Source organism: Mucilaginibacter jinjuensis, from assembly GCF_028596025.1.
Lineage (GTDB): Bacteria > Bacteroidota > Bacteroidia > Sphingobacteriales > Sphingobacteriaceae > Mucilaginibacter > Mucilaginibacter jinjuensis.
Genome location: NZ_CP117167.1, coordinates 5,816,722 through 5,841,577, shown reverse-complemented (window position 1 = coordinate 5,841,577; position 24,856 = coordinate 5,816,722). Strand labels below are relative to the sequence as shown.

Annotated in this window: 18 protein-coding genes; 9 read left to right on the top strand and 9 right to left on the bottom strand. The window is 43.9% G+C overall.

What is annotated here, in order from left to right; translation table 11 throughout:
* Positions 1-65: 65 nt before the first annotated feature.
* Positions 66-983, bottom strand: a complete 918-nt coding sequence (locus PQO05_RS25265) for a hypothetical protein (RefSeq protein ID WP_273630266.1) — start codon at positions 981-983, stop codon at positions 66-68.
* A 266-nt stretch (positions 984-1,249) separates the two neighbouring features.
* Here PQO05_RS25265 and PQO05_RS25260 point away from each other — a divergent pair, with 266 nt between their 5' ends.
* A complete protein-coding gene (locus tag PQO05_RS25260; RefSeq protein ID WP_273630265.1) occupies positions 1,250-2,806 on the top strand; it encodes a glycoside hydrolase family 10-like protein in 1,557 nt (518 codons plus the stop codon).
* Here the strand turns inward: PQO05_RS25260 and PQO05_RS25255 are convergent.
* The 3 genes from PQO05_RS25255 to acpS all read right to left on the bottom strand — a co-directional run bounded on the left by PQO05_RS25255 (position 2,803) and on the right by acpS (position 5,500).
* Positions 2,803-3,552: an SDR family NAD(P)-dependent oxidoreductase gene (locus PQO05_RS25255; protein WP_273630263.1), complete on the bottom strand. Its 750-nt coding sequence runs from the start codon at positions 3,550-3,552 to the stop codon at positions 2,803-2,805. The genes PQO05_RS25260 and PQO05_RS25255 overlap by 4 nt on opposite strands.
* Positions 3,553-3,845: 293 nt before the next feature.
* Positions 3,846-5,123: a flexirubin biosynthesis putative acyl-CoA ligase FlxY gene (gene flxY / locus PQO05_RS25250; RefSeq protein WP_273630262.1), complete on the bottom strand. Its 1,278-nt coding sequence runs from the start codon at positions 5,121-5,123 to the stop codon at positions 3,846-3,848.
* Between the two features lie 2 nt (positions 5,124-5,125).
* A complete protein-coding gene (acpS, locus tag PQO05_RS25245; protein ID WP_273630261.1) occupies positions 5,126-5,500 on the bottom strand; it encodes a holo-ACP synthase in 375 nt (124 codons plus the stop codon).
* 126 nt (positions 5,501-5,626) lie between these two features.
* On the opposite strand from acpS, the gene PQO05_RS25240 reads away from it, so the two are divergent.
* A complete protein-coding gene (locus PQO05_RS25240; RefSeq protein WP_273630260.1) occupies positions 5,627-6,772 on the top strand; it encodes an alpha/beta hydrolase in 1,146 nt (381 codons plus the stop codon).
* 221 nt (positions 6,773-6,993) lie between these two features.
* Positions 6,994-7,245, top strand: a complete 252-nt coding sequence (locus PQO05_RS25235) for a hypothetical protein (protein ID WP_273630259.1) — start codon at positions 6,994-6,996, stop codon at positions 7,243-7,245.
* Between the two features lie 182 nt (positions 7,246-7,427).
* On the opposite strand, the gene hflX is transcribed toward PQO05_RS25235, so the two are convergent.
* The 5 genes from hflX to PQO05_RS25210 form a co-directional block, all read right to left on the bottom strand.
* Positions 7,428-8,612, bottom strand: a complete 1,185-nt coding sequence (hflX, locus tag PQO05_RS25230) for a GTPase HflX (RefSeq protein ID WP_273630258.1) — start codon at positions 8,610-8,612, stop codon at positions 7,428-7,430.
* Positions 8,613-8,742: 130 nt separating this feature from the next.
* Positions 8,743-9,525, bottom strand: coding sequence for an indole-3-glycerol phosphate synthase TrpC (gene trpC, locus PQO05_RS25225; RefSeq protein ID WP_273630257.1), 783 nt, complete (start codon positions 9,523-9,525; stop codon positions 8,743-8,745).
* Positions 9,526-9,633: 108 nt separating this feature from the next.
* Positions 9,634-10,251: an anthranilate synthase component II gene (locus PQO05_RS25220; protein ID WP_273630256.1), complete on the bottom strand. Its 618-nt coding sequence runs from the start codon at positions 10,249-10,251 to the stop codon at positions 9,634-9,636.
* A 45-nt stretch (positions 10,252-10,296) separates the two neighbouring features.
* Positions 10,297-11,706 (bottom strand): anthranilate synthase component I family protein, encoded by a 1,410-nt coding sequence (locus PQO05_RS25215; protein WP_273630255.1) that lies wholly within the window; start codon positions 11,704-11,706, stop codon positions 10,297-10,299.
* A gap of 233 nt (positions 11,707-11,939) precedes the next feature.
* Positions 11,940-12,386, bottom strand: coding sequence for a cytochrome B (locus PQO05_RS25210; RefSeq protein WP_273630254.1), 447 nt, complete (start codon positions 12,384-12,386; stop codon positions 11,940-11,942).
* 159 nt (positions 12,387-12,545) lie between these two features.
* Here PQO05_RS25210 and PQO05_RS25205 point away from each other — a divergent pair, with 159 nt between their 5' ends.
* From PQO05_RS25205 to PQO05_RS25180, 6 genes are all read left to right on the top strand, one after another.
* The gene (locus tag PQO05_RS25205) at positions 12,546-15,665 is read left to right on the top strand and encodes an amidohydrolase family protein (protein ID WP_273630250.1); all 3,120 of its coding nucleotides are present in this window, start codon (positions 12,546-12,548) and stop codon (positions 15,663-15,665) included.
* Between the two features lie 21 nt (positions 15,666-15,686).
* Positions 15,687-17,006: an amidohydrolase family protein gene (locus PQO05_RS25200; RefSeq protein ID WP_273630249.1), complete on the top strand. Its 1,320-nt coding sequence runs from the start codon at positions 15,687-15,689 to the stop codon at positions 17,004-17,006.
* Between the two features lie 144 nt (positions 17,007-17,150).
* Complete coding sequence (locus tag PQO05_RS25195) at positions 17,151-18,347, top strand: ROK family protein (protein ID WP_273630248.1); 1,197 nt, start codon at positions 17,151-17,153, stop codon at positions 18,345-18,347.
* 65 nt (positions 18,348-18,412) lie between these two features.
* On the top strand, positions 18,413-20,338 hold the full coding sequence (gene nagB / locus PQO05_RS25190; RefSeq protein WP_273630246.1) for a glucosamine-6-phosphate deaminase: 1,926 nt from the start codon (positions 18,413-18,415) through the stop codon (positions 20,336-20,338).
* 332 nt (positions 20,339-20,670) lie between these two features.
* Positions 20,671-21,804: an acyltransferase family protein gene (locus PQO05_RS25185; protein WP_273630245.1), complete on the top strand. Its 1,134-nt coding sequence runs from the start codon at positions 20,671-20,673 to the stop codon at positions 21,802-21,804.
* Between the two features lie 95 nt (positions 21,805-21,899).
* Positions 21,900-24,779 carry a M16 family metallopeptidase gene (locus tag PQO05_RS25180; protein ID WP_273630242.1) on the top strand — a complete coding sequence of 960 codons (2,880 nt, stop codon included), beginning with the start codon at positions 21,900-21,902 and terminating at the stop codon, positions 24,777-24,779.
* The last annotated feature ends 77 nt before the right edge of the window (positions 24,780-24,856 follow it).

Genomic DNA, 24,856 nt, shown 5'->3' with positions numbered 1-24,856 from the left:
AAAGTTATAAATAAGAAAGCCCTGCTGTAATTACAGCAGGGCTTTCTTATTTATATAATATTAAATTATTTTAATGTTACAGTGGTTTTACCCATAGTAAAGCCATCGGCATATAAAATTACGGTATAAGCTCCTTTTTGGAAAGGTGTTGGATTTACCCAGTCAATTGTATAACTGGTATCGTCATTTTTATACTCGATAGAAGTTTTGTAGGTAAACTGCAGATCCTGTCCATCAGAACTAAAAGTACCCGAATCATCCTGTGTTATTAAATTGCCGGCCGGGTCAATTACACGTACATAAATATCGTGCATGCCCTGCGTTGCAATTGTATTATTAACAACAGTGAAAGTGAGCTTTAATTTCTTAACGTTTTTAGCTTTTTCATTGGTTGATTCTTTGCCATTGTCTTTTACTTTATAAGATACAGCACTTAAGCTCGAAGTTTTTAATGCCGAACCTACCTGTACTTTTGTACTCAGGTCTTTGTTCTCTGTTTCCAGCGTAGTCGCCTTTGTACTTACGGTAGCCAGGTTAGTTTTAAGTGTATCTCTTTCTGATGTCAGGCTGGCATTTTGTTTTTTCAGCTCTTCCAGGTCGGCGGTGTATTTGGTTACAAAATAGCGTAACTGTTTTACATCTTCCTGTGCTTTGGCTAATTCTGCCGCGGTTAGCTTGCCTTTTGCCAGTTGTACGCGCAGATATTTAATTTTGGTTTGCAACGAATCGTTTTTAGCGATCATCTCTGCATTCATTTTGGTTTTGCTTGAGTTTACCTGTTGTATCTGTGCTTCCAGACTGTCAAGCTCGGTTTGTAAGCGTGTTTTCTCATCGTTTTGGTATACAACTTTTTCGTCGGTACCTCTTTTTTGGTAGTAGAGGTATACATCCGTGCCGAGTAAAGCCACTACAACCACAATTAAAAAGTAAATAACGTTTGAGTTTTTTCTGGAATTTGAATTTTGTCCCGATTGGTTCTCCATAAGTATCTCTTTAAGTGATAAATGTGTTAATGCCGTTTATAAAATTGGTTTATCAGCATCGCAAACTGCGCATCAACGTTTTGCGATAATACAAAAATTATATTAACTGAAGCCTTGTTAACTATAACAGAAACCCCATTTGCCGTATTTAGTTTAAAATAAATACTATATCATAAAACACAAAATACATCAAATTATTGCATTTAATACTAAAACCCCATTGTATAAAGTTTCTATATCTTTGCAGCTCTTAAAAAAATAGGATAATGTTTACAGGCAAACGATTGATTTTTATACTACTTACAGCGGTGCTTTTTACGCAGGCACAAGCGCAGGTAGATACAGCAAAAGTGAGACAAAAAGCACCCAAGCGCGAATTTAGAGGCGTATGGGTTGCCACTGTAATGAACATTGACTGGCCCAGCAGCGTAAACCTTACCAGCGATAAGCAGAAAGAACAGCTGATCCGGATCCTTGATTTTCACCAGCAAAGCAATATGAATGCGGTAATGTTCCAGGTGAGGCCTGCTGCCGATGCCTTTTACGCCAAGAGCCGCGAACCCTGGTCGAGGTGGTTAACGGGTAAGCAGGGGCAAGCGCCAAATCCATTTTACGATCCCTTAGAGTTTGCCATTACCGAAGCCCACAAACGTGGCATGGAACTGCATGCCTGGGTTAACCCATACCGTGCCACTGCCGATGCCAACTATAGCAACATAGCAGCCAATCATCCCACTAAAACGCACCCGGAGTGGTTCTTTATTTATGGAGGACAAAAACTGTTTAATCCAGGATTGCCTGAAGTGCGTGAGTACATAGTGCAGGTGATACTGGACATTGTGAAGAATTACGATGTAGACGGCATTCACATGGACGACTATTTTTACCCATACCTCATAGCCGGGCAAACTATCCATGATGCTGATGCCTTTAAAGAATACGGTGCTGATTTTACCGACATCCGTGCCTGGCGCCGTGATAACGTAGATAAGCTGATTAAAATGGTTGGCGATAGTATCCACAAGTATAAGCCAAACCTTAAATGGGGTATAAGCCCGCGTGGTGTGTGGCGTAATAAAGATGAGGATGTAGAAGGTTCTGACACACACGGAGGCCCATCATACTCAGAAAACTATGCTGATACCCGTAAGTGGATCCGTGAGGGATGGATTGATTATATTAACCCGCAGGTGTACTGGCAAATTGGTAATCGTGCAGCAGCATTTGATAAACTGGTTGACTGGTGGGGTAATAATGCGAACGGGCACCATGTATACATAGGTCAGGCGCCATACCGCATGGCCGAAGCACATTCGCCCGCATTTAAAAATCCGCGAGAACTGCCTAACCAGGTACGGTATGTACGCGGCAACCCCCGTGTACAGGGGAGCGTGTATTTTAGTTCGAACTCGCTAACCAGTAATTTTATAGGTTTTACAGATTCGCTCCGTCAAAACTTTTATAAATATCCTGCCTTGCCGCCTATTATGCTGTGGCGCGATTCTATCGCCCCAAATACGCCGCAACAATTAACCGCAACCAGCGGGCCGAAAGGTGTATTATTAACCTGGCAGGCTCCTGCACCGGCTAAAGATCTGGAGCCTACCTTCGGCTACGTGGTTTACCGCTTTAATGGCGATGAGAAAATCGACATCGATGATCCATCACATATCCTGCTGATCAAATACAATACAGACCCTGCGCTGTTAGATAATACTGTCGAAAAAGGTAAAAAATATATCTACGTAGTAACGGCCATTGATCGAATTAAAAATGAAAGTGAGCATTCCGAACCGTTTAGTATAACGGTGCCGCTGCTCTAACTGTTCATTACAGCGCCACCGTTGATATCAAAAGCCTGCCCGGTTACCGAGCGTTGGTTAACGAGGTAATTTACAAGGTCAGCCACTTCTTCAGGGTCGCTCATGCGGCGTAGGGGTACGCTTTGCATGGCTATGTCATAAAACTCCTGTTTGGTAACACCAATGCTGTCGGCAATACTTTGCAAGCCGCTTTGGGCCATGTCTGTATCAACCCAGCCCGGGCAAATGGCATTCACCAAAATGTTTTCTTTGGCATATTGGGCGGCCCATACACGCATCAGCCCCAATAAGCCAGCCTTAGAAGCACAGTAGGCCGAATAATCAGGCACGCCTAAACGTGCCAGTACCGATGAAGTAATTACAATATATTTTTCTGCATCTGCATTGCGCAGATTGGGTAAAAAGGTATTTACAAAGTTATATGTACCGGTAAGGTTGGTATCAATAATAGCATCCCAGCGATCATCATCGCCCCAGTAGTTTTCGCCTCCGATGCCTGAGTTGGCAATTAATCCGTTAACGGCAACATCGCCCAGTTGTGTGGCTGCATTAGCCAAACTTGCTTTATCGCGAATATCGGCCACCAAAACCTGGTGATTGGTACCTTCGAGCGTAGTTAGCGTCTGTAATAATTTATCGAGGCTGCGACCCAATAATACACAACGATTACCTGCCGATGCCAGATTTTGAGCGATAGCACGGCCAATACCAGTGCCCGCACCGCTAATGATATATGTTTTAGACATGAAGCGAAGTTGGGGAAAAGAGAAGCAAGAATCAAGAGGCAGGTAAGAGAATCAAGAATCTAGAGACAAGAAACAAGACTTATGTAACTCCCGTCATTGCGAGGTACGAAGCAATCTCCGACTTGCAGAGCCACCTTGTATAGTTCGCGATTGCTTCGTACCTCGCAATGACGGGCGCGGGATAAAGGCGTTACAAACGCTTAGAAGTGTTAAGCACGCGTTGCAAACGCGCGCAAGTTAAAAATTCGCAAATAATCTTCCGTACTTCCTGTCTTTCCGACTCCCGGACTCTCCTATATCCTCCTGTCAATAAACTTAACCGCTTTCCTAACCGTTTCCGGAAACTGCATTTTCTGAATCTCTTCGGCAGTAATATATTTAATATGCGGGCTCACTCTTAAGCGGGCTTGCAAATAAGCACGGATTTGGTGGTCGCACTCTTCACTGATTACGGAAGGGACGATGTGTAATAGCACTTCATCCAGCCCAACTTCATTAGGGTAAACTTCTACCACATAGTCCACAATTTCCTCACGCTCGTTCAATAAATCAAACAAGGCGGGTGGATAAAGGGTAGTTCCTTTAAACTTAATCATTTGTTTTTTGCGGCCAAGAATAGGAGATAACCTCCAGCTTGATCGTCCGCAGGCGCAGGGCTCATCAAAGTACATGCAGATATCGCCTGTTTTGTAGCGGAGCAGCGGCATCCCTTCTACACCAAGTGTGGTAATGGTTAACTCTCCGGCAGTGTACGGACCAACCGGGTTTTCGTCATCATCCAAAATTTCGGCAATCATTAAATCGGACTGATAGTGCCCTCCGTGACCTTCGCCGCATTCAGTAAAGGCGGTTTGCATTTCGGTTGATGCGTAGGTTGAATACAATTTGATGTTCCAGGAATCGGTGATCTTCTTCCCTAAAATATTCAGCGAAGAATCTGTATTCCGGATATTTTCGCCTATACAAATTGCCTTTTTAACAGATGATGCATTCACATCAATGTTATTCTCGTTGGCGTATTTAATCAGCTTTAAAATAAAGGATGGTACGGCTACAATTGCCGTAGGCTTTAAACGCTTAATGGTTTCCCATTGCAATGATGGTACACCTGGCCCCAGGCGGATAGCGCCAGCCCCCAGTTTGCGTAAACCTAAATAGTAGGCCATGCCTGCCATAAACTGCCTATCCAGCGTGAGCATAAGCTGGAACAAATCATCTTTGGTAGCACCGGCGCTTAAAAATGAGTTGTACTCGTTTAAGGCCAGGCGATCAAGATCTTTATCTGTTAAGGCAACGGTAACAGGGCCGCCTAATGTGCCCGATGTTGATGTATACTCAATCACCTTCTCGGCAGGTACGCATAAAAAATCGTGGTTGCGCTGTTGCAGGTCTTCCTTGGTGGTGGTGGGTATGCGGGTTAAATCGGCAACGGTTTTTATATCGTTAATATCGATTTCGTTCTGAGCAAACAGATCTTTATAAAACGGCGAATGCTGCGAAAGGTAAACTAATAACTCGCGTAATTTCTGTTCCTGTACAAGGGTGGCTTCGTCGGCCTGCTGTTGTATCATCCTTATTTTTCTATAATTACCACTGCCGATGCCATTGCCTTTACATGTGTAAGTGATACCATGATGTTGGTAATACGCATGGGGTTTAGGGTATCGGCCGTTTCGCCCGAGATAAATATTTCGGGTTTCCCGTCCTCATTATTAACTATTTCAATCTCATTAAACACTGTTCCGGTAAGCCAGCCTGTACCAAGCGCTTTAAAAAAAGCTTCTTTGGCGGCAAAACGGGCAGCATAATGTTCGTATTTGTTTGTTTTTGATTCGCAATAAGCAATTTCGGTGGCCGAGAATATCATTTCACGAAAACCCGCCTGCTTTTCCATCGCTGCAGCAATTCGTTCCACTTCTACCAAATCTGTCCCTAATCCTGCAATCATTTTTTATTATCTTGCATCTTCAAAATTCAAATGTAGTAAAAAAGCCAAAAGCTGTATTATTGGCCGATACTGCAACAACTACGAAGCAATTTTGTAACGTATATATTCTATTTTTTTACAGGAATTATGTTGATCAGAAAATTTTTAACCGGTGCTGCATTTCTACTTACCATGAGTACCTATGCCCAAACCACACAGCACAGGTATAAAGATATGCTGTTTAAAGACGTAACTATCGACGAGAATATTAACTACGCCAACAGCTCTGATAAAAAAGCACACCTGTTTGATATTTACCAGCCACATGATGATAATGCCAAAAAACGCCCGTTGATTATATGGATGCACGGCGGCGGTTTCAGAACAGGTTCTAAGAACGACAAAGGCATTAAATTGTGGAGCAAAGAATTTGCACAGCGTGGCTACGTATCTGCAGCTATTAATTATACGCTGAGTAAAAAGACTATCATCTTCGGTATCAGCGCCAGCGAACTGCAAAAAAGCTCATACTATGCCATTCAGGATTTAAAAGAAGCCATCGCCTATTTTAAACTCAATGCCGATAAATACCGGATTGATACCTCGAAAATAATTTTAGCCGGAAATTCGGCAGGCGCTATTATGGCTTTGCAAACCGCATATACCAATAATGTGCAGCTGGGCGAACAGGTTGGTCTCTCGAAAAGCGATGCAGATCTGCACTCGACCGAGTTTACCAAAGTAGCTGCGGTTGTTAACTTTTGGGGGGCGATATTTGATATCCATTGGCTCGAAAATGCTAAAACACCTATTGTAAGCGTGTATGGCAGTACTGATGGCATTATTGATCCCGATCATAAAGGAACACCAATGTATGGTTCGATAGCGATTAAGCGTAAGGCTGATGAGCAGAAGATCCCGAACGCTATAAAATCATTCGAAGGTTATTCGCACGAATTGCAAAAACATTTTAATCCGATTTTTTCCGCCGATAAAGAAACACAGGAACGCTGGACCCAGGCCAGCCAATTTGCTGCCGATTTTTTATATGCCCAGCTATTTGAAGAAAAAACCAAAACCAAAGCCAAAACCGGCACTACTTTAGATTACCGCACCATAGGCGCGCCCTACGAAACCAAAACGGTAAAAAAGAAGAAAGAGACAACCGCTACTGCCGCCAAACCTAAAACCACAGTTACGCCAACAACAAGTACAGATACAGGCGGTACATCGTTAGATTATCGTACGATGTGGCAAGGCACTGAGCCAAAGACCAAAAAGAAAAACAAATAATTAGGGACGGAAGGATTTTAGGAGAAAAGAGAAAAGACTTGAAAAGGACAGAACGACGAAAAGTAGTCTGTTGCTCAGCAATCTTTATTCCTTTGTCCCCAAATCCTTAATCTTTATAAAGTGTCCTTTGTCCTTCCGTCCATTATCTTTTCTCCGCAACGCAAAACCAAAACTTCGAAATAACGTTATAGTACTAAATACATATAGTATTAGTACAGATCATGAAGTTCAATAAAATAATTATAGCCACCGCCTTAACCGCCATGAGCATTAGCTTTGCGGAGGCTGCTTCTGTTAAGGAAGTATCGGCAAGCACTGCAGCAACTTTTCAGTTGCCCCCACCGCCGCCAAGGCCGCCGGCGCCACGTTTTCATCGTCGTTATGTGAGGCATCATTACGCACCTCGCCACCATAGTACATTACGCATACACTTGCCACCGCCGCCGCCTCATCCGCCAGGCCCACGCTTGTAAAAGATAATTGTGATTTATTTTTTTAACGCAGTACCGATTTTTTGGTGCTGCGTTTTTTGTTAGAAGAGTTTATAAAACAGAGAAAGGCGATCGTATCACAATCGCCTTTCTCCTTTTAAATTGTCTTGATTCCCGATTCTCGACTCTTGATTCTCCTACTCCCCCTTTAGGGGGCCGGGGGGCTAATAGAGCAAGTGATCGTAAGGATACCTCACGCTATGTATCGCCAGGATATGATCGTACAATAATTTTCTGAATTCATCTACATTTTCTTTTTTCAAAGCCGAGATAAATATAGCCGGGCTGTTATTATTAGCCATCCAGCTGTTTTTAAACTCTTCGAGTGTTAACACATGTGCATCATCCTCTGGGTGGACTTGGATGGGTTGATAAGCATCTATCTTGTTGAAAACGGTGATCATCTGCTTATCTATCGCGCCAAGCTCTTTCAAAGTTTCGTTTACCGTGCGGATCTGGTCTTCAAAGTTAGGATGCGAAACATCCACCACGTGCACTAAAATATCAGCTTCGCGAACTTCATCCAGGGTAGATTTAAAGCACTCTACCAAATGGTGAGGTAATTTGCGAATAAATCCAACCGTGTCTGAAAGCAGGAAAGGTAAATTCTCAATTACCACTTTACGCACTGTAGTATCCAATGTTGCGAACAGCTTATTCTCGGCAAACACATCAGATTTGGAGATCATGTTCATGATGGTTGATTTACCAACGTTGGTATAACCTACCAATGCCACACGCACCATCTGGTTACGGTTTTTACGCTGCGTTTCGTTCTGCCGGTCTATCAACTTCAGTTTATCCTTCAACAAAGAGATCTTGTTCAGGATCAAACGTCTGTCCGTCTCAATCTGCGACTCACCCGGTCCACGCATACCGATACCACCTTTTTGGCGCTCCAAGTGGGTCCATAAACGGGTTAATCGTGGCAGTAAATATTGTAGCTGGGCCAGTTCCACCTGCGATTTTGCCTGCGCCGTTTGTGCGCGACCTGCAAATATGTCGAGGATTAAGTTATTACGATCCAGTATTTTAACACCGAGTTCGCGTTCAATATTACGCAGCTGCGATGGCGAAAGCTCGTCATCAAAAACCACCATATCAATCTCTTCGGCAACAACGTATTCTTTTATTTCTTCCAGCTTACCGGTACCTACAAATGTGGCACGCTCTGGCCTTTGCAGTTTTTGGGTAAACCACTTCACGGTCTCTCCACCGGCGGTCTCCACCAAAAATTGCAGCTCTTCTAAGTATTCTTTCTGCTGCTCGTCGGTTACATTGGGTGTAACTACACCCACCAACACAGCTTTTTCCTGCTTCACAGCAGTATCATAAAATTTTTGCTTCATTAATATAAATATAACAATAGAAATGCCAAAAAGCCTAACTATGCCCCCTAACCCCCTAAAGGGGGAATAAAATCAGTACGGCGGCAACTTTGTCATGTTCCTGCTCCCCCTTTAGGGGGCTGGGGGGCTTTTATAGTCCTTTCACAAACTCAGCCATTGCCTCGCCCGGATTTTCTTGCTTCATGAAATTCTCGCCAATTAAAAAACCATTATATCCGGCCTGTTTTAATTCTTTAATCACCTGTGTGTTGCTGATGGCGCTTTCAGATACCTTGGTAAATTCTTCCGGGATATGCTCGGCTAGTTGAAACGAGGTTTCTACCGAAACTGTAAAATCGGCCAGGTTGCGGTTGTTTACACCTATTGCGCTCAGGTTAGGATCAATACTGCGCTGCAATTCTTCGAGGTTATGTACCTCGAGTAACACGCTTAATCCTAAGCTTTTGGCCAATTCGGCATATTGCTTAATCTGCACCGGCGTTAATATCGCGGCAATCAGCAAAATAATATCTGCACCGATAGCTTTGGCTTCGATGATCTGGTATTCATCGATCATAAAATCCTTGCGCAATAACGGGATGCTATTTACCTGGCGTGCAGCCATCAGATCATCCTCATGACCCATAAAGAAATCATGATCGGTTAAGATGGATAGAGCAGATGCGCCCGCAGTGTTATAGCCGGTAGTTACATCTTCAACTTTTACCTTATCGTTAATAACCCCTTTTGAGGGCGATTTGCGTTTAAACTCAGCAATAATACCCGTCCGCATAGGGTCGAGCAGAAACTGGTTTAATGAATAGGGCTGGCGTGTAAACAACGACGACTCTTCCAGTTCTTTATAAGAGCGTAGTGCCTTAGCAACTTCTACCTCAGTTTTTTTATGAGCGACTATTTTATCAAGTATGGTCATAACTAATTAGCTTGTCATTGCGAGCGATAGCGTGGCAATCTCGTCGCAAGTATATTCGATTTGCATAGCTACGAGATTGCTTCGTACCTCGCAATGACATAATTGGGGTTATCCTTTTAACCAGTTCTTCATCATCTCCTTACCGTATTCCGTCAATACAGACTCCGGGTGAAACTGTACGCCGCGAACATCATAATCCTTATGGCGCAGTGCCATAATAGATTGATCTTTCTCGTCGATTGCAGTAACTACCAGATCCGAAGGCAAATCTTTTGGCGCAACAACCCACGAGTGGTAACGGCCAACGTTGATGTGTTCGGGCAGGTCGATGAATAATTCTTCGTTTGCATCAACCACCTTAATTGGTGTGGCAATGCCATGCATCGGTCGGCTCAGATTGTGCAGCGTACCGCCAAAAGCCTCGGCAATGGCCTGCTGGCCCAAGCACACGCCAAAGATACTTTTCTTCGATGCATATTCTTTAATCACATCCAGCAGTAAACCAGCTTCCGAGGGTATACCCGGCCCCGGCGACAGGATGATCTTATCAAACTGTGCTACGTCTTCCAGCTTAAACTGGTCGTTTCTCCAAACCTCGCACTCCAGGCCAAGTTCGTTAACCAAATGCACCAGGTTGTAGGTGAAAGAATCGTAGTTATCTATTATTAGAATTTTACCCCCCGACCCCCTGAAGGGGGAGTTGGTAGTTGTATTTTGAGTTTCCATTTTCTTAATGTCTTTTGTCCTTTATCCTAAAGTCTTTTGTCCGTCCTATAGTTCTTCTGCCAGTAACAACGCTTTGTGCAGTGCAGCTATTTTATTACCTACTTCGTTTAACTCCATTTGCGGTACCGAATCTGCTACGATGCCTGCACCAGCCTGGTAATGCAACGTGTTGTTTTTGCTTAAGAACGAGCGGATCATGATGGCATGGTTAAAGTCGCCGTTAAAACCGATAAAGCCAATCGCACCGCTGTAAAAACTGCGTTTGATGTTTTCGTTGGCATCAATAATTTCCATCGCGCGGAACTTTGGCGCACCGCTCAACGTGCCTGCCGGGAAAGTATCGGCCACAATTTTGAAGGATGATACGCCATCATGCAATCTGCCGGTAACGTGCGAAACCAGGTGAATTACGTGCGAATAATACTGCACTTCTTTAAACGCCTTAACAGATACCTGCGTACAATGGCGACTTAAATCGTTACGGGCTAAATCAACCAGCATAACGTGCTCCGCCGATTCTTTAGGATCGTTCTCCAGGTTGCGGGCCAGGGCTGCATCTTTTTCGTCATCGCCTGTACGTTTAAAAGTGCCGGCAATTGGGTAGATGCTGGCTACGCGATTTTTAATAGTGATCTGCGCCTCGGGCGATGAACCGAAGATGCGGAAATCGCCATAATCAAAATAGAATAAGTAAGGTGATGGGTTGATAGAACGCAATGCGCGGTACACGTTAAATTCATCACCCAAAAACTGACGGGAGAATGCTCTTGATGGTACAATCTGGAACACATCGCCGCGGAAGATATGCTGCTTCATCTTATCAACCGTATCCATAAACTGCTGGTCGGTTAGGTTCGATTCTTCTTCACCGTTCAGTTGGAAATGGTATTCGGGGAAGTTTTTATTCTTGATCAGATATTCCAGTTTTTCTAAACCATCGGTTGTAGTATCATCCGCAGTTTGGTTGTTGAAGATATACAGCTCATTCTTAAAGTGATCAATCGCGATAATGTACTTATAGATATGATACTGCATGGTCGGGATCTTCCGGTAATCATCCGCATCCTTTTTTAGTTTGATGGTTTCGAAGTGCTCTACTACCTCATGGGTAAAGTAACCGAATAAACCGTTCGAGATAATCTTCAACCCCGGATCGTTCACTTCAAAATCTTTCAGAAACTGATCCACCTCGGTCACCAGGTCAAACTGCCCGGCTTCTAGGTTAACGTGTGTACCGTTGGGGTATTTCTTTTTAAGTTGGCCGTCGGTTAAAACGAGGCCTGCAATGGGTTCGCAGCAAACATAGCTCATGCTGTTCTCGCGGCTGTGGTAGTCAGAGCTTTCCAGCAGTAACGAGTTGGGGAAAACATCGCGCAATCTTAAAAAGATGCTTACAGGCGTCGTCGTATCGGCCAGTAGCTTTTTGTAAGTTGTTTGTATGGTGTGCTTGTTCATTTTTATGTTTTTCGTAATATTTTAAAATAAAAAACCCGGCAGAGGTTGCTGCCGGGCTAATATCAGGTTTACAATTGTTTAGTAAAGTCTAATCAATAATCTCCTCCGGCTATCGTAGTTTTACGGTGCCACCAGCTTTTGGTTATGAAGGTGATTTTGATCATGTTGGGAAAACAAATATTATATATTTATTTGAATGTGCAAATTATTTTGTTAAAATAATGTTAAATTCTTTAGGCCGACATTCCCAGCAAAGGTACGTGCCCGGCAGAAAGTGCCACTACAACAATAATAACCGCTATTATATAGAAAATTGCAATCGTTTTGTGCTTAGCCTCAGGGGTGTTAGCTCGTTTCGATTTAGCATGGCCGATGGTAATAACCACCAAAGCGATGATCATCATACTGATGTGTTCAACCGTCCAGTAACGGGTGGTGGCATCTTTCATAGTGTTGGCACCAAACTGTACAAACGGGCTTAAAAAATAAAGCACGATACCGAACAACAATTGAGTGTGTGCCGAGATCATAGCAAATAAATTAACCTTGCGGTTGCCTTCTGTGTAACTTTTTTTACCAAACCAACCAGCTAACGACTGGATGATGGCCCATAATAACAGGATTACAACGATAAACCTTAACCCAGAGTGGATATACTTAAAAATAGTATAGGCGTTCATGCTTTTTAAATTAGTTTTTGCGAAGATACAATAAAATTGAAGGGCTAAAATCTAAAATTAGCGTGTAACAAATGTATTATCAAGGTAATATTATGATAGTTTGAGCGAAATGTTAAATAATTTAGAGCGATTAAACTTAACTAAACAAACAAATTGCAAATGAAAAAAATTTTACTTTTCTGTTTTGCTCTTTTGGTCGTTCAACTCACCCGCGCGCAAGAAACCTTTCCGGTTAATGGTGCATGGGATGTTAGGCCGGGGCAATACGCTTTTACCAATGCCACTATTGTGGTTAATGGAGAGCAAACATTAACCAACGCTACCTTGCTGGTAAAAGACAGGGTGATTGAGGCCGTTGGTGCAGGTATAGCCGTACCTAAAGGCTACGTAACAGTAGATTTGAAAGGCAAATACATTTATCCCGGTCTGGTTGATGCTTACAGCAGCTACGGTATGCCCGAAGCCCCCCGCCAAACTGCTGCCTTTAACTTTGGCGGCCCGCGTGTATCGGTTCCGGTATCTACCAAACCAGGCGCTTTCGGCTGGAACGAAGCCATCCGCCCGGATGTAAACGCTAAAACTATTTTCCACGTTAACGCTACAGCTGCCGAAGAATTAAAACGTAATGGTTTTGCTGCGGTTAACGCATTAATTCGCGATGGTATTGCCCGTGGTACATCGGCTGTTGTTGCACTGAGCGACGAGCGCGACAACCTCGTTTTTATTAACGATCAGGCAACAGCTAACTACTCTTTCAGCAAGGGTACTGCTGCTACCAACTACCCATCATCACTAATGGGTACTATTGCTTTAATCCGCCAAACTTACCTGGATGCTGCATGGTACAAAACTCAAAAAACAGAGTATAACATCTCTTTAAATGAGTTTAACCGTACACAGGCATTACCTCAGGTTTTTGAGGTAACAGATATGCAGAGTGTTTTGCGTGCCGATAAAATTGCTAAAGAATTCGGTAAACAATACATCATTAAATCTGATGGTAAAGAATACCAGAACATTGCTGCTATAAAAGCAACAGGCAGCAGCTTTATTATCCCGCTTACTTTTGCCCAGCCTTTTGATGTGGAAGATCCATTGGATGCCCGCAGCATTTCTTACGAGCAATTGAAAGACTGGGAGCTGGCCCCAACCAACCCGGCAGCTCTGGAAAAAGCAGGCATTAAATTCGCTATTACTTCTTACGGCTTAACCAGCTCTAAAGATTTCTGGACTAACCTGCGTACTGCAATCACCAACGGTTTAACCGAGAAACAAGCTTTAGTTGCTTTAACCGAAACCCCTGCCGAAATGCTGGGTGTATCTGATAAAGTGGGTACGCTTGCAAAAGGCAAACAGGCTAACTTCATTATTACTTCTGATAACCTGTTTAAGGCAGATAACGTAATTTACGAAACATGGTCTGAAGGCCGCCAGTTTGTAGTAAGCAAAATGGATGTGACAGATCTGCGTGGTACTTATGCTTTCAAAAGCGATGTATCAAACGGCAGCCTGGCTATCAGCGGTACCCCTGGTACTTATACTGTAGCTTTTGGTCCGGATAGCACACGTACCCCAGGTACAATTACCCGTACAGGTGATCTGGTAGGTATCTACTTTAACTCTCGCCAGCCTAACGGTACTGTTCGCTTAAGCGGATATATCGCTTCTGTATCGCCTATTACTTTAAGCGGTACAGGTACAGCACCAGATGGCACAGAATTTAAATGGACTGCTGCTTACACAGGCCCGGCTCCGGCTGCACCTGCCGGTGGTGGTTTTGCTCGTGGTGGACAAGGTGGCGGTCAGCAAGGCGGCCCTCGTCAGCCTGCAACACCTTCGCCAGTTGGCCCGGTTGTTTATCCTTTTGCTGCTTACGGTTATGTTGAAGTACCTAAAGCAGAAGCAACCTTATTTAAAAACGCTACCGTTTGGACTAACGAGAAAGACGGTATCCTTAAAAATACCGACGTATTAATTGAAGGTGGTAAAATTAAAGCGATTGGTAAAAACCTGCCAGCGGGTACAGCTAAAGTTATTGATGCTACCGGCAAGCACTTAGCGCCAGGTATTATTGATGAGCACTCGCACATTGCAGCAACCGGTGGTATTAACGAAGGTACACAAGCTGTAACTTCAGAAGTACGTATCGGCGACGTGTTAGATGCTACCGATGTTAACTTATACCGTCAGTTGGCTGGTGGTGTTACTATCTCACACATCCTGCATGGTTCGGCTAACCCAATTGGTGGCCAAACCTATATCATCAAACACCGCTGGGGCGTTACGCCAGAGCAAATGAAGTTTGAAGGCGCTCCGCAGTTCATCAAATTTGCATTGGGCGAAAACGTAAAACAAAGTAACTCTCAGCAGCAATTCGGTAACCCTAACGTGCGTTTCCCGCAAACCCGTATGGGCGTTGAGCAGGTTTATGTTGATGCCTTTACCCGTGCTAAAGAATACAAAGCTGCACGCGCTGTAAAAGGGAACAACGTTCGCCGCGATTTAGAATTAGAGGCTTTGGCTGAAATTCTGGACGATACCCGCCACATTACCTGCCACTCTTACGTACAATCAGAAATTAACATGCTGATGCACGTGGCAGATAGCCTGGGCTTCAAGATCAACACTTTTACCCACATTCTGGAGGGTTACAAAGTTGCCGACAAGATGAAAGCTCGCGGTATTGCTGCTTCTACCTTCTCTGACTGGTGGGCTTACAAAATGGAGGTACAAGATGCTATCCCTTACAATGCCAACATCATGAATTCTGAAGGTTTAACAGTTGCCATCAACTCTGATGATGCTGAAATGGCCCGCCGCTTAAACCAGGAAGCCGGTAAATCGGTAACTTATGGTAAAATGAGTGAAGAAGAAGCATTGAAACTGGTTACCCTTAACCCTGCTAAAATGCTGCACATTGATGGCCGTGTAGGCAGTATCAAAGCCGGTAAAGATGCCGATTTAGTATTATGGTCAGCAGATCCGCTTTCAATTTACGCAGTAGCCGAAAAAACTTATGTTGACGGTGTGCCTTACTGGGATTACGAAAAAGATGCAGCCCGCCAAAAAGAAATGAAGGCAGAAGAAGGCCGCATTATCCAAAAAATGCTGCAGGCTAAAAATGCAGGTTCTGCAACACAACGTGCAGGTGCTCCACGCCGTCGCCAGTTATATACTTGCGATGATATTGAGGATGCAGCTTACGTAGTTGCCGATTCGTACAACAACATGGTACAAGATCAAACTGCAACCCAGCAATCAGCTCAAAATAAAAAGTAATCCTTTAAGACAGTTTCAATCATGAAAAAGAAAATATTATTAGGTTTTGGAGGATTGCTGCTCTCAACGGTCCTCGCATTCGGACAGGAGACCATGTCGCCTGCCAAACCGCAAAGCGGCCCTATTGTAATTACCGGTGCAACTATCCACGTGGGTAACGGCAAGGTAATTAACAATGGTTATGTTGCCTTTGATAAAGGAAAAATAACCGCCATTGGCGAAGGTGCTGCCCCTGCAAGCGCAGGCGCTACCGTAGTTGATGCAACCGGTAAACAAATATATCCGGGCTTTATTTGCCCTATTACCACTTTAGGTTTAGTAGAAATTGAAGAAGGTGCACGCGGTACCGTTGATGATACCGAAACCGGCGAATTAAACCCGCACGTTCGTTCATTAATCGCTTTCAATACCGATTCTAAAGTTATTCCTACTGTGCGTTCAAACGGTGTTTTATTGGCGCAGCCAACCCCAGAGGGTGGTACCATCTCTGGCCAGTCATCAGTAATGATGTTAGATGGCTGGAACTGGGAAGATGCTGCTTACAAAAAGGACATCGGTATCCACTTAACCTGGCCGGTTGCCCGTGCAGCCCGTGGCCGCAGAGGTGCAGGTGCGCAAACTCCGGGTCAGGAAACTCCTGCCGAGCGTGCTCAAAAACAAATCGATGCGATCTATAATCTGTTTGGCCAGGCACAAGGCTACGCCGCCGGTGGTAAACCTACCGTACACAACCTGCGCTTAGATGCAATGGTTGGTGTATTCAATGGCACTAAAAAAGTATTTATTAATGCTGATGGTGCTAAAGAGATTGAACAGGCCGTGGCATTTGCTAAAAAGTTCAACCTGTCTGCGGTTATTGTAGGCGGTAAAGAATCTTATCTGGTGGCCGATCTGTTGAAACAAAACAGCATCCCGGTTATCATCAAAGAAACCCAGACTTTGCCTGATAAAGACGAAGATGATGTTTACCTGCCCTACAAATTGCCGCACCTGTTACAGGATGCCGGTGTATTGTACGGTTTAACAGGTATCGGTTTCTGGCGTCAGCGCAACTTGCCTTTCGAAGCTGGTGAGGCTGTAGGCTACGGCTTAACTAAAGAGCAGGCCTTATCGATGATCACCATCAACAACGCCAAAATTTTAGGTATCGATAAAACTACAGGTACCTTGGAAATTGGTAAAGATGCAAACCTATTTGTATCAAACGGTGATGCTTTAGATATGCTGGGTTTAGATGTTACCAATGAGTACATCCAGGGCCGCACCATCGACCTTAATAACAAGCATAAACAACTTTACAAGAAGTTTAGCGACAAGCTAGGTCTTCCTACCAAATTGTAAAGATTAGAGCAATTAGTTGTGAATATTAACCCCGGCAATAAGTTTGCCGGGGTTTTTTTATGTTTAATTGAATTTATTAATACTTTTTAAATTTTTTTAAAAAGTATTTTGTTGTTATTAAAAATTTAATTTAAGTTTGTGTAAATGGAAATCAAGACAAAAAACGATAGGCAAAGTGGGTTGACTGATAAAGTCTTGAAGCATTTCTATTTCAATGATGAACTTTCGTGTGCCGAGGTAAGCGAGCATTTGGATAGAAGTATACCTTTGGTAGCTAAATCTATCAGCGAACTGGTGGTAGATGGTTTTGTTGTTGAGCAAGGCTATGCACAATCGAGCGGTGGCCGCAGGCCGTTAAAGTATAGCATCAAAGCCGATGCACTTTATATTGTAGCCGTGGCTATGGATCAGCTGTCGGTGCGTATTGGTTTATTTAACCTGTTGAACGAGCCGGTTGTGCCCGTACAATCGCACGAATTGAGATTACTCAATAATGATGTGGCGCTTAAAACGCTCATCAAATACATCAATAAATTCATTGATTCATCTGGCATTGCAAAAGAGAAAATTGCAGGTATAGGTATTGGTATGCCGGGCTTTATCAATATCAGCGAAGGTATTAATTACACCTATCTTGATGCCGGGGGTAAAAACCTGCGCGAGTATATTGGCGAAGCTACAGACCTGCCCGTTTTTATCGATAACGACTCGAGCTTAATTGCCCTGGCCGAACAACGTTTTGGTGCTGCCAAAGCTCAGAAAGAAGTTATGGTAATTAACCTGGGCTGGGGTATAGGTTTGGGCATGATCATCAATGGAAAACTTTTCCGCGGTCACGATGGCTTCGCGGGTGAGTTAAGCCACATTCCGTTATCGGAAGATGGCGCATTATGTAGCTGCGGTAAGCAAGGTTGTTTGGAAGCAGAAGCTTCGATGCTGGCAGTTGCAGAGAAAGCTATTGCAGGTATTAAAGAAGGTAAGATCTCGAGCCTGCAACACATTGTTGAAGACCATGATAAACTGGCCGGTGATGCCATTATGGATGCCGCCAATAACGGCGATCATTTTGCGATAGACCTGCTTTCGGAAGCAGGGTATAAGATCGGTAAAGCACTGGCTATCCTCACCCACATCATGAACCCACAGACTATTGTATTGAGCGGTCGTGGTGCAAGGGTAGGGAAAATTTTACTGGCACCCATTCAGCAGGCCATGAATAAATATTGCATTCCGCGTTTGGTGAGCAATACAAGGCTTAAAGTTTCCGAACTCGGTTTCGATGCCGAACTGGTTGGTGCAGCGGTGCTGGTTATGGAAAATTACAATAAAGAAAAAGTATAAGTGCTCCGTTTTAACGGAGTTTTTTATGCAGATAATTTTAAGATACAAATACTAAAAAGCTAAATATGGCACGTTTAAATCTTCTGGAAGAAACCCGGTACGAGAAATTACCGGTAACGGTATACCCTAACCAGCAAATTGCTTCGGTACAGGTAGCCAAACGTATTGCTGACCTGATTAAAAGCCGCCAGGCAAGCGGTGGTAAAACAGTTCTGGGCTTAGCAACCGGTGTTACCCCAATAAAGGTGTATGCCGAACTGATACGTTTACACAAAGAAGAAGGCCTGAGCTTTAAAAACGTAATCACCTTTAACCTGGACGAGTACTACCCTATGCAGCCAACTGCCGCACAGAGCTACGTAACGTTCATGAACGAAAACCTGTTCGATCATATCGATATCGAGAAAGCTAACGTACACATCCCCGATGGTACATTAGGTACTACCGAAGAGGTTGCCGCTTTTTGCTTAAACTACGAAAAGCAAATTACCGATCTGGGCGGTTTGGATATGCAAATTCTGGGTATCGGTCGTACCGGCCACATCGGTTTTAACGAGCCGGGTTCGGCACCAAACTCGGGTACCCGTCTGGTAACGCTGGATGACCTGACCCGCAGTGATGCTGCCCGCGATTTTGGTGGTAAACAAAACGTGCCAACCAAAGCCATTACCATGGGTGTGGGTACTATCTTCAAAGCCCGCGAAATTATCCTGATGGCCTGGAGCCAAAAGAAAGCGCCGATTATCAAAAAAGCAGTTGAAGGCGAAATCTCTGGCGAAGTACCTGCTACGTACCTGCAATTGTCTGACCACGTAGAATTTGTGCTTGATGAAGGTGCTGCATCAGAATTAACCCGTTTTGATACGCCGTGGTTGGTTAAAGATTGCGTGTGGACCAATACCCTGAAAAAGAAAGCAGTGATCTGGCTGGCCACAACCGTTAAAAAACCAATCCTGAAGTTAACTGAAGATGATTATAACAATAACGGCATGGCGCAACTGGCAGTAGAGCAAGGCCCGGTTTATAACATCAACATCGATATTTTTAACCAGATCCAACACACCATTACCGGCTGGCCGGGTGGTAAGCCCAATGCGGACGACTCACAACGCCCGGAAAGAGCTAACCCAGCCAAAAAACGTTCGATCGTATTTTCTCCGCATCCTGATGATGATGTGATCTCAATGGGTGGTACATTCATTCGTTTGGTAGATCAGGGGCATGATGTGCACGTAGCCTACCAAACATCTGGTAACACTGCTGTTTGGGATGATGATGTTTTACGTTATGTAGAATTTGCCATCGATTTTGAAGAGAGCCGCGGCGGTGACAGTACTGAACTGAAAAAGACTTACGATGATATGCGCACCTTCCTGGAGTCTAAACAACCGAACCAGATTGATACGCAGGAGATTCGCAACGTAAAAGGTTTCATCCGTAAATCTGAGGCTATCTCTGGTGCCCGTTACGCCGGTGTGCCTGATGAGAATATCCACTTTATGGCCTTGCCTTTCTACGAAACCGGCAAAACCCAGAAGAACTCAGTTGGTGAAGAAGATATCCTGCTAACGATGGAATTACTGCAAAAAGTAAAACCTCACCAGGTATTTGCCGCAGGCGATTTTGCCGACCCGCATGGAACACACTTAGTTTGCTTTAACATTATCCTGGCTGCATTACAACGTTTGGCTAAGACCGAAGATTGGGTTAAAGATTGCTGGATGTGGTTATACCGCGGTGCCTGGTTTGAGTTTGAAACCTATGAAATTGAAATGGCGGTGCCGCTTTCTCCACAGGAAGTATTGCGCAAACGTAACGCTATTTTCAAACACCAATCACAAAAAGACAGGCCGGTTTTCCCTGGCGACGATGCCCGCGAATTTTGGGTACGTGCCGAAGACCGTAACGCAGAAACAGCACGTTGCTACAACGAACTTGGCTTAGCCGAATACGCTGCAATGGAAGCATTTGTGCGGTATAAATTCTTGTAATAACGATAGGGGGCTTAGCAATAGAATACCCTTATCAGCACAACTGCAAATTGCACAGGCTGGAGCATTCCCCTTTAAAGGGGAAAACAATGGTAGTGCTATAGCAATGACTTAAATAAGGGGTAAATCGAAAATGATTCATATCCCTAAAGATCTCTCACTCGGATCAGGGTTGGGTTCGGATTTATCATCCGGACCTGACTATGGCCCGAATACCAAAAAGGCTTCTTGTTAACATTCAGGAAGCCTTTTTACATCAACCTAAAATTTGATTAATACCACAAAAACCTTAAATTACATCCCAGTTTATAAACCAGATTAACCCCAACCTAATGACTTCAGAAATTACCGGAAAACCGCCGAGGCTGCTTTCACTTGATATTTTTCGTGGCTTTACTATGGCCTGCATGATATTGGTTAATGATCCCGGCGATTGGGGGCATATTTACCCGCCGCTGGAGCATTCGGTATGGAATGGTTGTACACCTACTGATCTGATTTTCCCTTCATTCCTGTTTATGGCAGGTGTATCTATCGTATACGCCATGCAAAGCAAAAAGGCTGATACCAGTGGGCATACTAAGTTATTGTTGCATGCTTTTCGCCGTATGGTTACGCTGATCATCATTAGCTTAATGATCCAGTTTTTTTATCACCCAAGCTTAAGTCACCTGCGTTTCCCGGGTGTATTGCAGCGTATTGCAGTGGTTTACTTTATTGCGACATGGTTGTATTTAAAAAGCACCCAAAAGACACTCGACTGGATCTTCGCTATATGCCTGATTGGCTACTATATTATTATGGCGTTTATTCCAACACCTGATGGGCATCCCGCTAATCTTGATCCCGAAACTAATTTCGGTGCCTGGTTAGATCGAACTGTGTTTACCACCAACCACCTTTGGCGCTCATCAAAAACCTGGGACCCGGAAGGTTTGCTGGGTTTAATTCCATCCATAGGTACAGGCTTGTTCGGGATGCGTGTGGGCGCATGGCTGAAAAGAACTGATCGCGATAGCAATACCAAAACAGCCTGGTTATTTGTTTACGGTATACTAGCTATTGTAGTAGGTATGCTTTGGGATTTGTTTTTCCCTATCAACAAAGCTTTATGGTCGAGCTCGTTTGTGTTATACGCCGGTGGTATTTCTACCGTAGGCTTAACACTGGCTTACTGGTTTATTGATGTACTGGGGCATAAAAAATTATTCTGGCCGTTCTTGGTGTTCGGTACCAATTCAATCAGCGCCTATATCCTGGCAGATATTGTACCGGGGCTCATCAATCTTATTAAAGTTACCTACAACGGTAAAAAAACGGTTGGTATGGAGTATATCTATCAAACTGTGTTTGCACCACATTTTTCGCCGGTTAATGCCTCACTGGTTGATGCCCTTGCGTTTGTATTATTAATATGGCTGCTGATGTACCCGTTATATGTTAAAAAGATCATCATCAAGGTTTAAATAAAGCGCAATAAAGCTTCGTTATTATTCATTTAATTATATTTTTGGGTTTAAGCGTTCTATAAAAAACACGTAACAAACCCTATCCATTTTTTATGAATTTTAATAAGAGGTACATATATGCAGCAATGGTGCTGTTTGTGGCTGCCAACAGCTCATTTGCCCAGGTAAAACACAAACCCGTTGTATCGCCGAAAGAGAAACCGGCGGCGGCAGCTTTAAAAGAAAAAGGTGAACCTATCCCGGTTGATAAGGCAGTAATAATCGGTCATTTACCTAATGGCTTAACCTATTACATCCGCAAAAATACGGAGCCTAAGAACCGTGCCGAGCTTTACCTGGTAAACAAGGTGGGTTCTGTATTGGAGAACGACCCGCAGCAAGGCCTTGCGCACTTTACCGAGCACATGGCCTTTAACGGTACCCGCGATTTTCCTAAGAATCAGTTGGTAGATTATCTGCAAAAATCGGGTGTGAAATTTGGAGCCGATTTAAATGCTTATACCTCTTTCGATGAAACGGTATTTCAATTGCCATTGCCTACAGATAGTGTTAAACTGTTCGAAAAAGGGTTTGCCATTTTGGCTAACTGGGCTGGTTACGTAAGTTTTGATACTGACGAAATTAATAGCGAACGTGGCGTGGTTCTGGAAGAAGAACGCCTGCGGGGTAAAAATGCCCAGCAGCGTTTACAGCAACAATGGTTGCCTGTTGTATTAAACAATTCGCGCTATGCACAGCGTTTACCGATTGGTAAGGTAGATATCCTCAACAACTTTAAGCCCGAAACCATTAAGAGCTTTTACCACGACTGGTACCGCCCTGATTTGCAGGCAGTAGTTGTTGTGGGCGATTTCGACCCAAAACGTGTTGAGCAACTGATAAAAGATAATTTCTCAGCCCTGAAAAATCCGGCTAACGAGCGTGCACGCACCAAGTACACTGTACCTTATGAGGCTGGTACCAAAGTGAAAATTGCTACCGATAAGGAGTTTCCTTATACCATGGCGCAGATCTTCATCAAACATCCAAAAGATAACGATAAAACCACAGCCGGTTATATGCAGGGCATCCGCACCGAGATATTTAACCAGATGCTGAATAACCGCTTGGGCGAATTAACCCAAAAGGCCGATCCGCCGTTCTTGTTCGGTCAGGTGAGTTATAGTGGTTTTTTGGGTAACCAGGATGCATTGACCGAGCTTGCTGTAGCCAAATCAGGCGACCAATTAAAAACTGCTATCGATGCTGTGTTAAATGAAACTGAACGTGCCCGCAAATTCGGCTTTACCGAAAGCGAGTTTACCCGTGCTAAAGAAGCTACTATGGTAGCCATGGAAAACGCCTGGAAAGAACGTGATAAAACTAAATCTTCGTCTTTTGTAGGTGAGTATCAGCGTAACTTCCTCGAGGCTGAGCCAATTCCGGGTATCGACTGGGAGTATAACTTCTATAAAGACAACATCGATAAAATTAAGCTGAGCGATATTAACGCATTGGCCGGTAAGTTTATCAGCGACCAGAACCGTGATATTATCATCATGGCCCCTGAGAAAGAGAAAGCCAATTTACCAAGCGAAGCTACCGTATTAAGCTGGGTGAATACTGCCGGTAAAGGTGTTACTGCTTATGTTGATAATGTAAGCAACAAACCATTGTTGGCTACACCTCCTGTTGCCGGTAAAGTTACAGATGAGCGAAAAGATGCGCTGATTAATGCTACTACGTTAACCCTGTCAAACGGTGTTAAGGTGATTTTGAAGCCTACCGATTTTAAGAACGACGAGATTCTGATTACCGGTTACAGCATGGGTGGAACATCATTGGCGCCTGATGCTGATTTTATTTCGGACAACATGGCTGATAATATTGTAGGCAGCAGCGGTATTGCCGATTTTAACCAGATCCAGTTAGGTAAAATGCTGGCAGGTAAAAATGTAAGCGTATCGCCATATATTAATGAAACTACACAGGGTATTTCGGGCAGTGCATCGCCAAAAGATTTTGAGACGGCCTTGCAATTAATCTACCTGTACTTTACCCAACCACGTAAGGATGCTGATATCTGGGCTTCTACCATAACACAAACTAAATCGGTATTAGCTAACCGCAGCCTCGATCCGCAGAGTGTTTTTGCCGATACCGTTGCAGCTACTTTGAGCAGAGGTAACTTTAGAAGGATTACACCTACTGCAGCACAATTGGATAAAGCCAGCCTTGATAAAGCTTATGCTTTTTACAAAAGCCGTTTTGCCGATGCCAGCGGGTTTACCTTTACCCTGGTAGGTAATTTTGATGTACAGCAGATTAAACCTTTGTTAGAGCAATATCTGGGCGGCCTGCCATCAACCAATAGCCACGAAACATTTAAAGATCTGGGCATCCGCGCACCGGAAGGTTTGGTTACCAAAACCGTACATAAAGGCATTGGCGATAAAAGCGTAGTGCAGCTGGTATTTAGCGGCAACTATGATTATAACGAAAGCAATAACCTGCAGGTAGATGCACTTGAAGAAGTGCTGAACATAAAACTGATTGAACGCCTGCGCGAGAAAGAAAGTGGTGTATACTCACCACGTGTTAGTGCAGCTTACAGCAAAATACCGGTTGGCCGTTACAACTTTACAGTGAGTTTTAGCTGCGCACCGGTTAATGTGGATAAGCTGATTGCGGCAACAATGGAAGAGATTGCCAAAATTAAAAGTGATGGCGCTCAAAAGGTTGACGTTGAGAAATTTGCTGCCGAAGAAAAACGCTCGACCGAAGTGCAGTTAAAAGAGAACAGCTTCTGGATCGGTCATTTAAGTGGTTCATCAGAAACAGGCACCAACCCCGATCTGGTTTTAGATCACATTAAAAACCTGGACCAGGTAACCCCACAAACGGTTAAAGATGCCGCTAACAAATACCTGAGCGGTACCAATTTGATTAAATTGATTTTATATCCTGAGAAAAATAGTCAGGCTGGAAAATAATTTAACATGTAGAGACACACATAAAGAGAGACACAAAATATTGTGTCTCTACAAGAAACCGCCCTCAACAGAGGGCG

Excerpts from the sequence above, each read along its gene's own strand:
- PQO05_RS25265 (WP_273630266.1), bottom strand. The coding sequence starts at position 983 with ATGGAGAACCAATCGGGACAAAATTCAAATTCCAGAAAAAACTCAAAC.
- hflX (WP_273630258.1), bottom strand. The coding sequence starts at position 8,612 with ATGAAGCAAAAATTTTATGATACTGCTGTGAAGCAGGAAAAAGCTGTG.
- nagB (WP_273630246.1), top strand. The coding sequence starts at position 18,413 with ATGGCACGTTTAAATCTTCTGGAAGAAACCCGGTACGAGAAATTACCG.
- PQO05_RS25205 (WP_273630250.1), top strand. The coding sequence starts at position 12,546 with ATGAAAAAAATTTTACTTTTCTGTTTTGCTCTTTTGGTCGTTCAACTC.
- PQO05_RS25200 (WP_273630249.1), top strand. The coding sequence starts at position 15,687 with ATGAAAAAGAAAATATTATTAGGTTTTGGAGGATTGCTGCTCTCAACG.
- PQO05_RS25255 (WP_273630263.1), bottom strand. The coding sequence starts at position 3,552 with ATGTCTAAAACATATATCATTAGCGGTGCGGGCACTGGTATTGGCCGT.
- PQO05_RS25240 (WP_273630260.1), top strand. The coding sequence starts at position 5,627 with ATGTTGATCAGAAAATTTTTAACCGGTGCTGCATTTCTACTTACCATG.
- acpS (WP_273630261.1), bottom strand. The coding sequence starts at position 5,500 with ATGATTGCAGGATTAGGGACAGATTTGGTAGAAGTGGAACGAATTGCT.
- flxY (WP_273630262.1), bottom strand. The coding sequence starts at position 5,123 with ATGATACAACAGCAGGCCGACGAAGCCACCCTTGTACAGGAACAGAAA.
- PQO05_RS25260 (WP_273630265.1), top strand. The coding sequence starts at position 1,250 with ATGTTTACAGGCAAACGATTGATTTTTATACTACTTACAGCGGTGCTT.
- trpC (WP_273630257.1), bottom strand. The coding sequence starts at position 9,525 with ATGACCATACTTGATAAAATAGTCGCTCATAAAAAAACTGAGGTAGAA.
- PQO05_RS25195 (WP_273630248.1), top strand. The coding sequence starts at position 17,151 with ATGGAAATCAAGACAAAAAACGATAGGCAAAGTGGGTTGACTGATAAA.
- PQO05_RS25235 (WP_273630259.1), top strand. The coding sequence starts at position 6,994 with ATGAAGTTCAATAAAATAATTATAGCCACCGCCTTAACCGCCATGAGC.
- PQO05_RS25220 (WP_273630256.1), bottom strand. The coding sequence starts at position 10,251 with ATGGAAACTCAAAATACAACTACCAACTCCCCCTTCAGGGGGTCGGGG.
- PQO05_RS25185 (WP_273630245.1), top strand. The coding sequence starts at position 20,671 with ATGACTTCAGAAATTACCGGAAAACCGCCGAGGCTGCTTTCACTTGAT.
- PQO05_RS25210 (WP_273630254.1), bottom strand. The coding sequence starts at position 12,386 with ATGAACGCCTATACTATTTTTAAGTATATCCACTCTGGGTTAAGGTTT.
- PQO05_RS25215 (WP_273630255.1), bottom strand. The coding sequence starts at position 11,706 with ATGAACAAGCACACCATACAAACAACTTACAAAAAGCTACTGGCCGAT.
- PQO05_RS25180 (WP_273630242.1), top strand. The coding sequence starts at position 21,900 with ATGAATTTTAATAAGAGGTACATATATGCAGCAATGGTGCTGTTTGTG.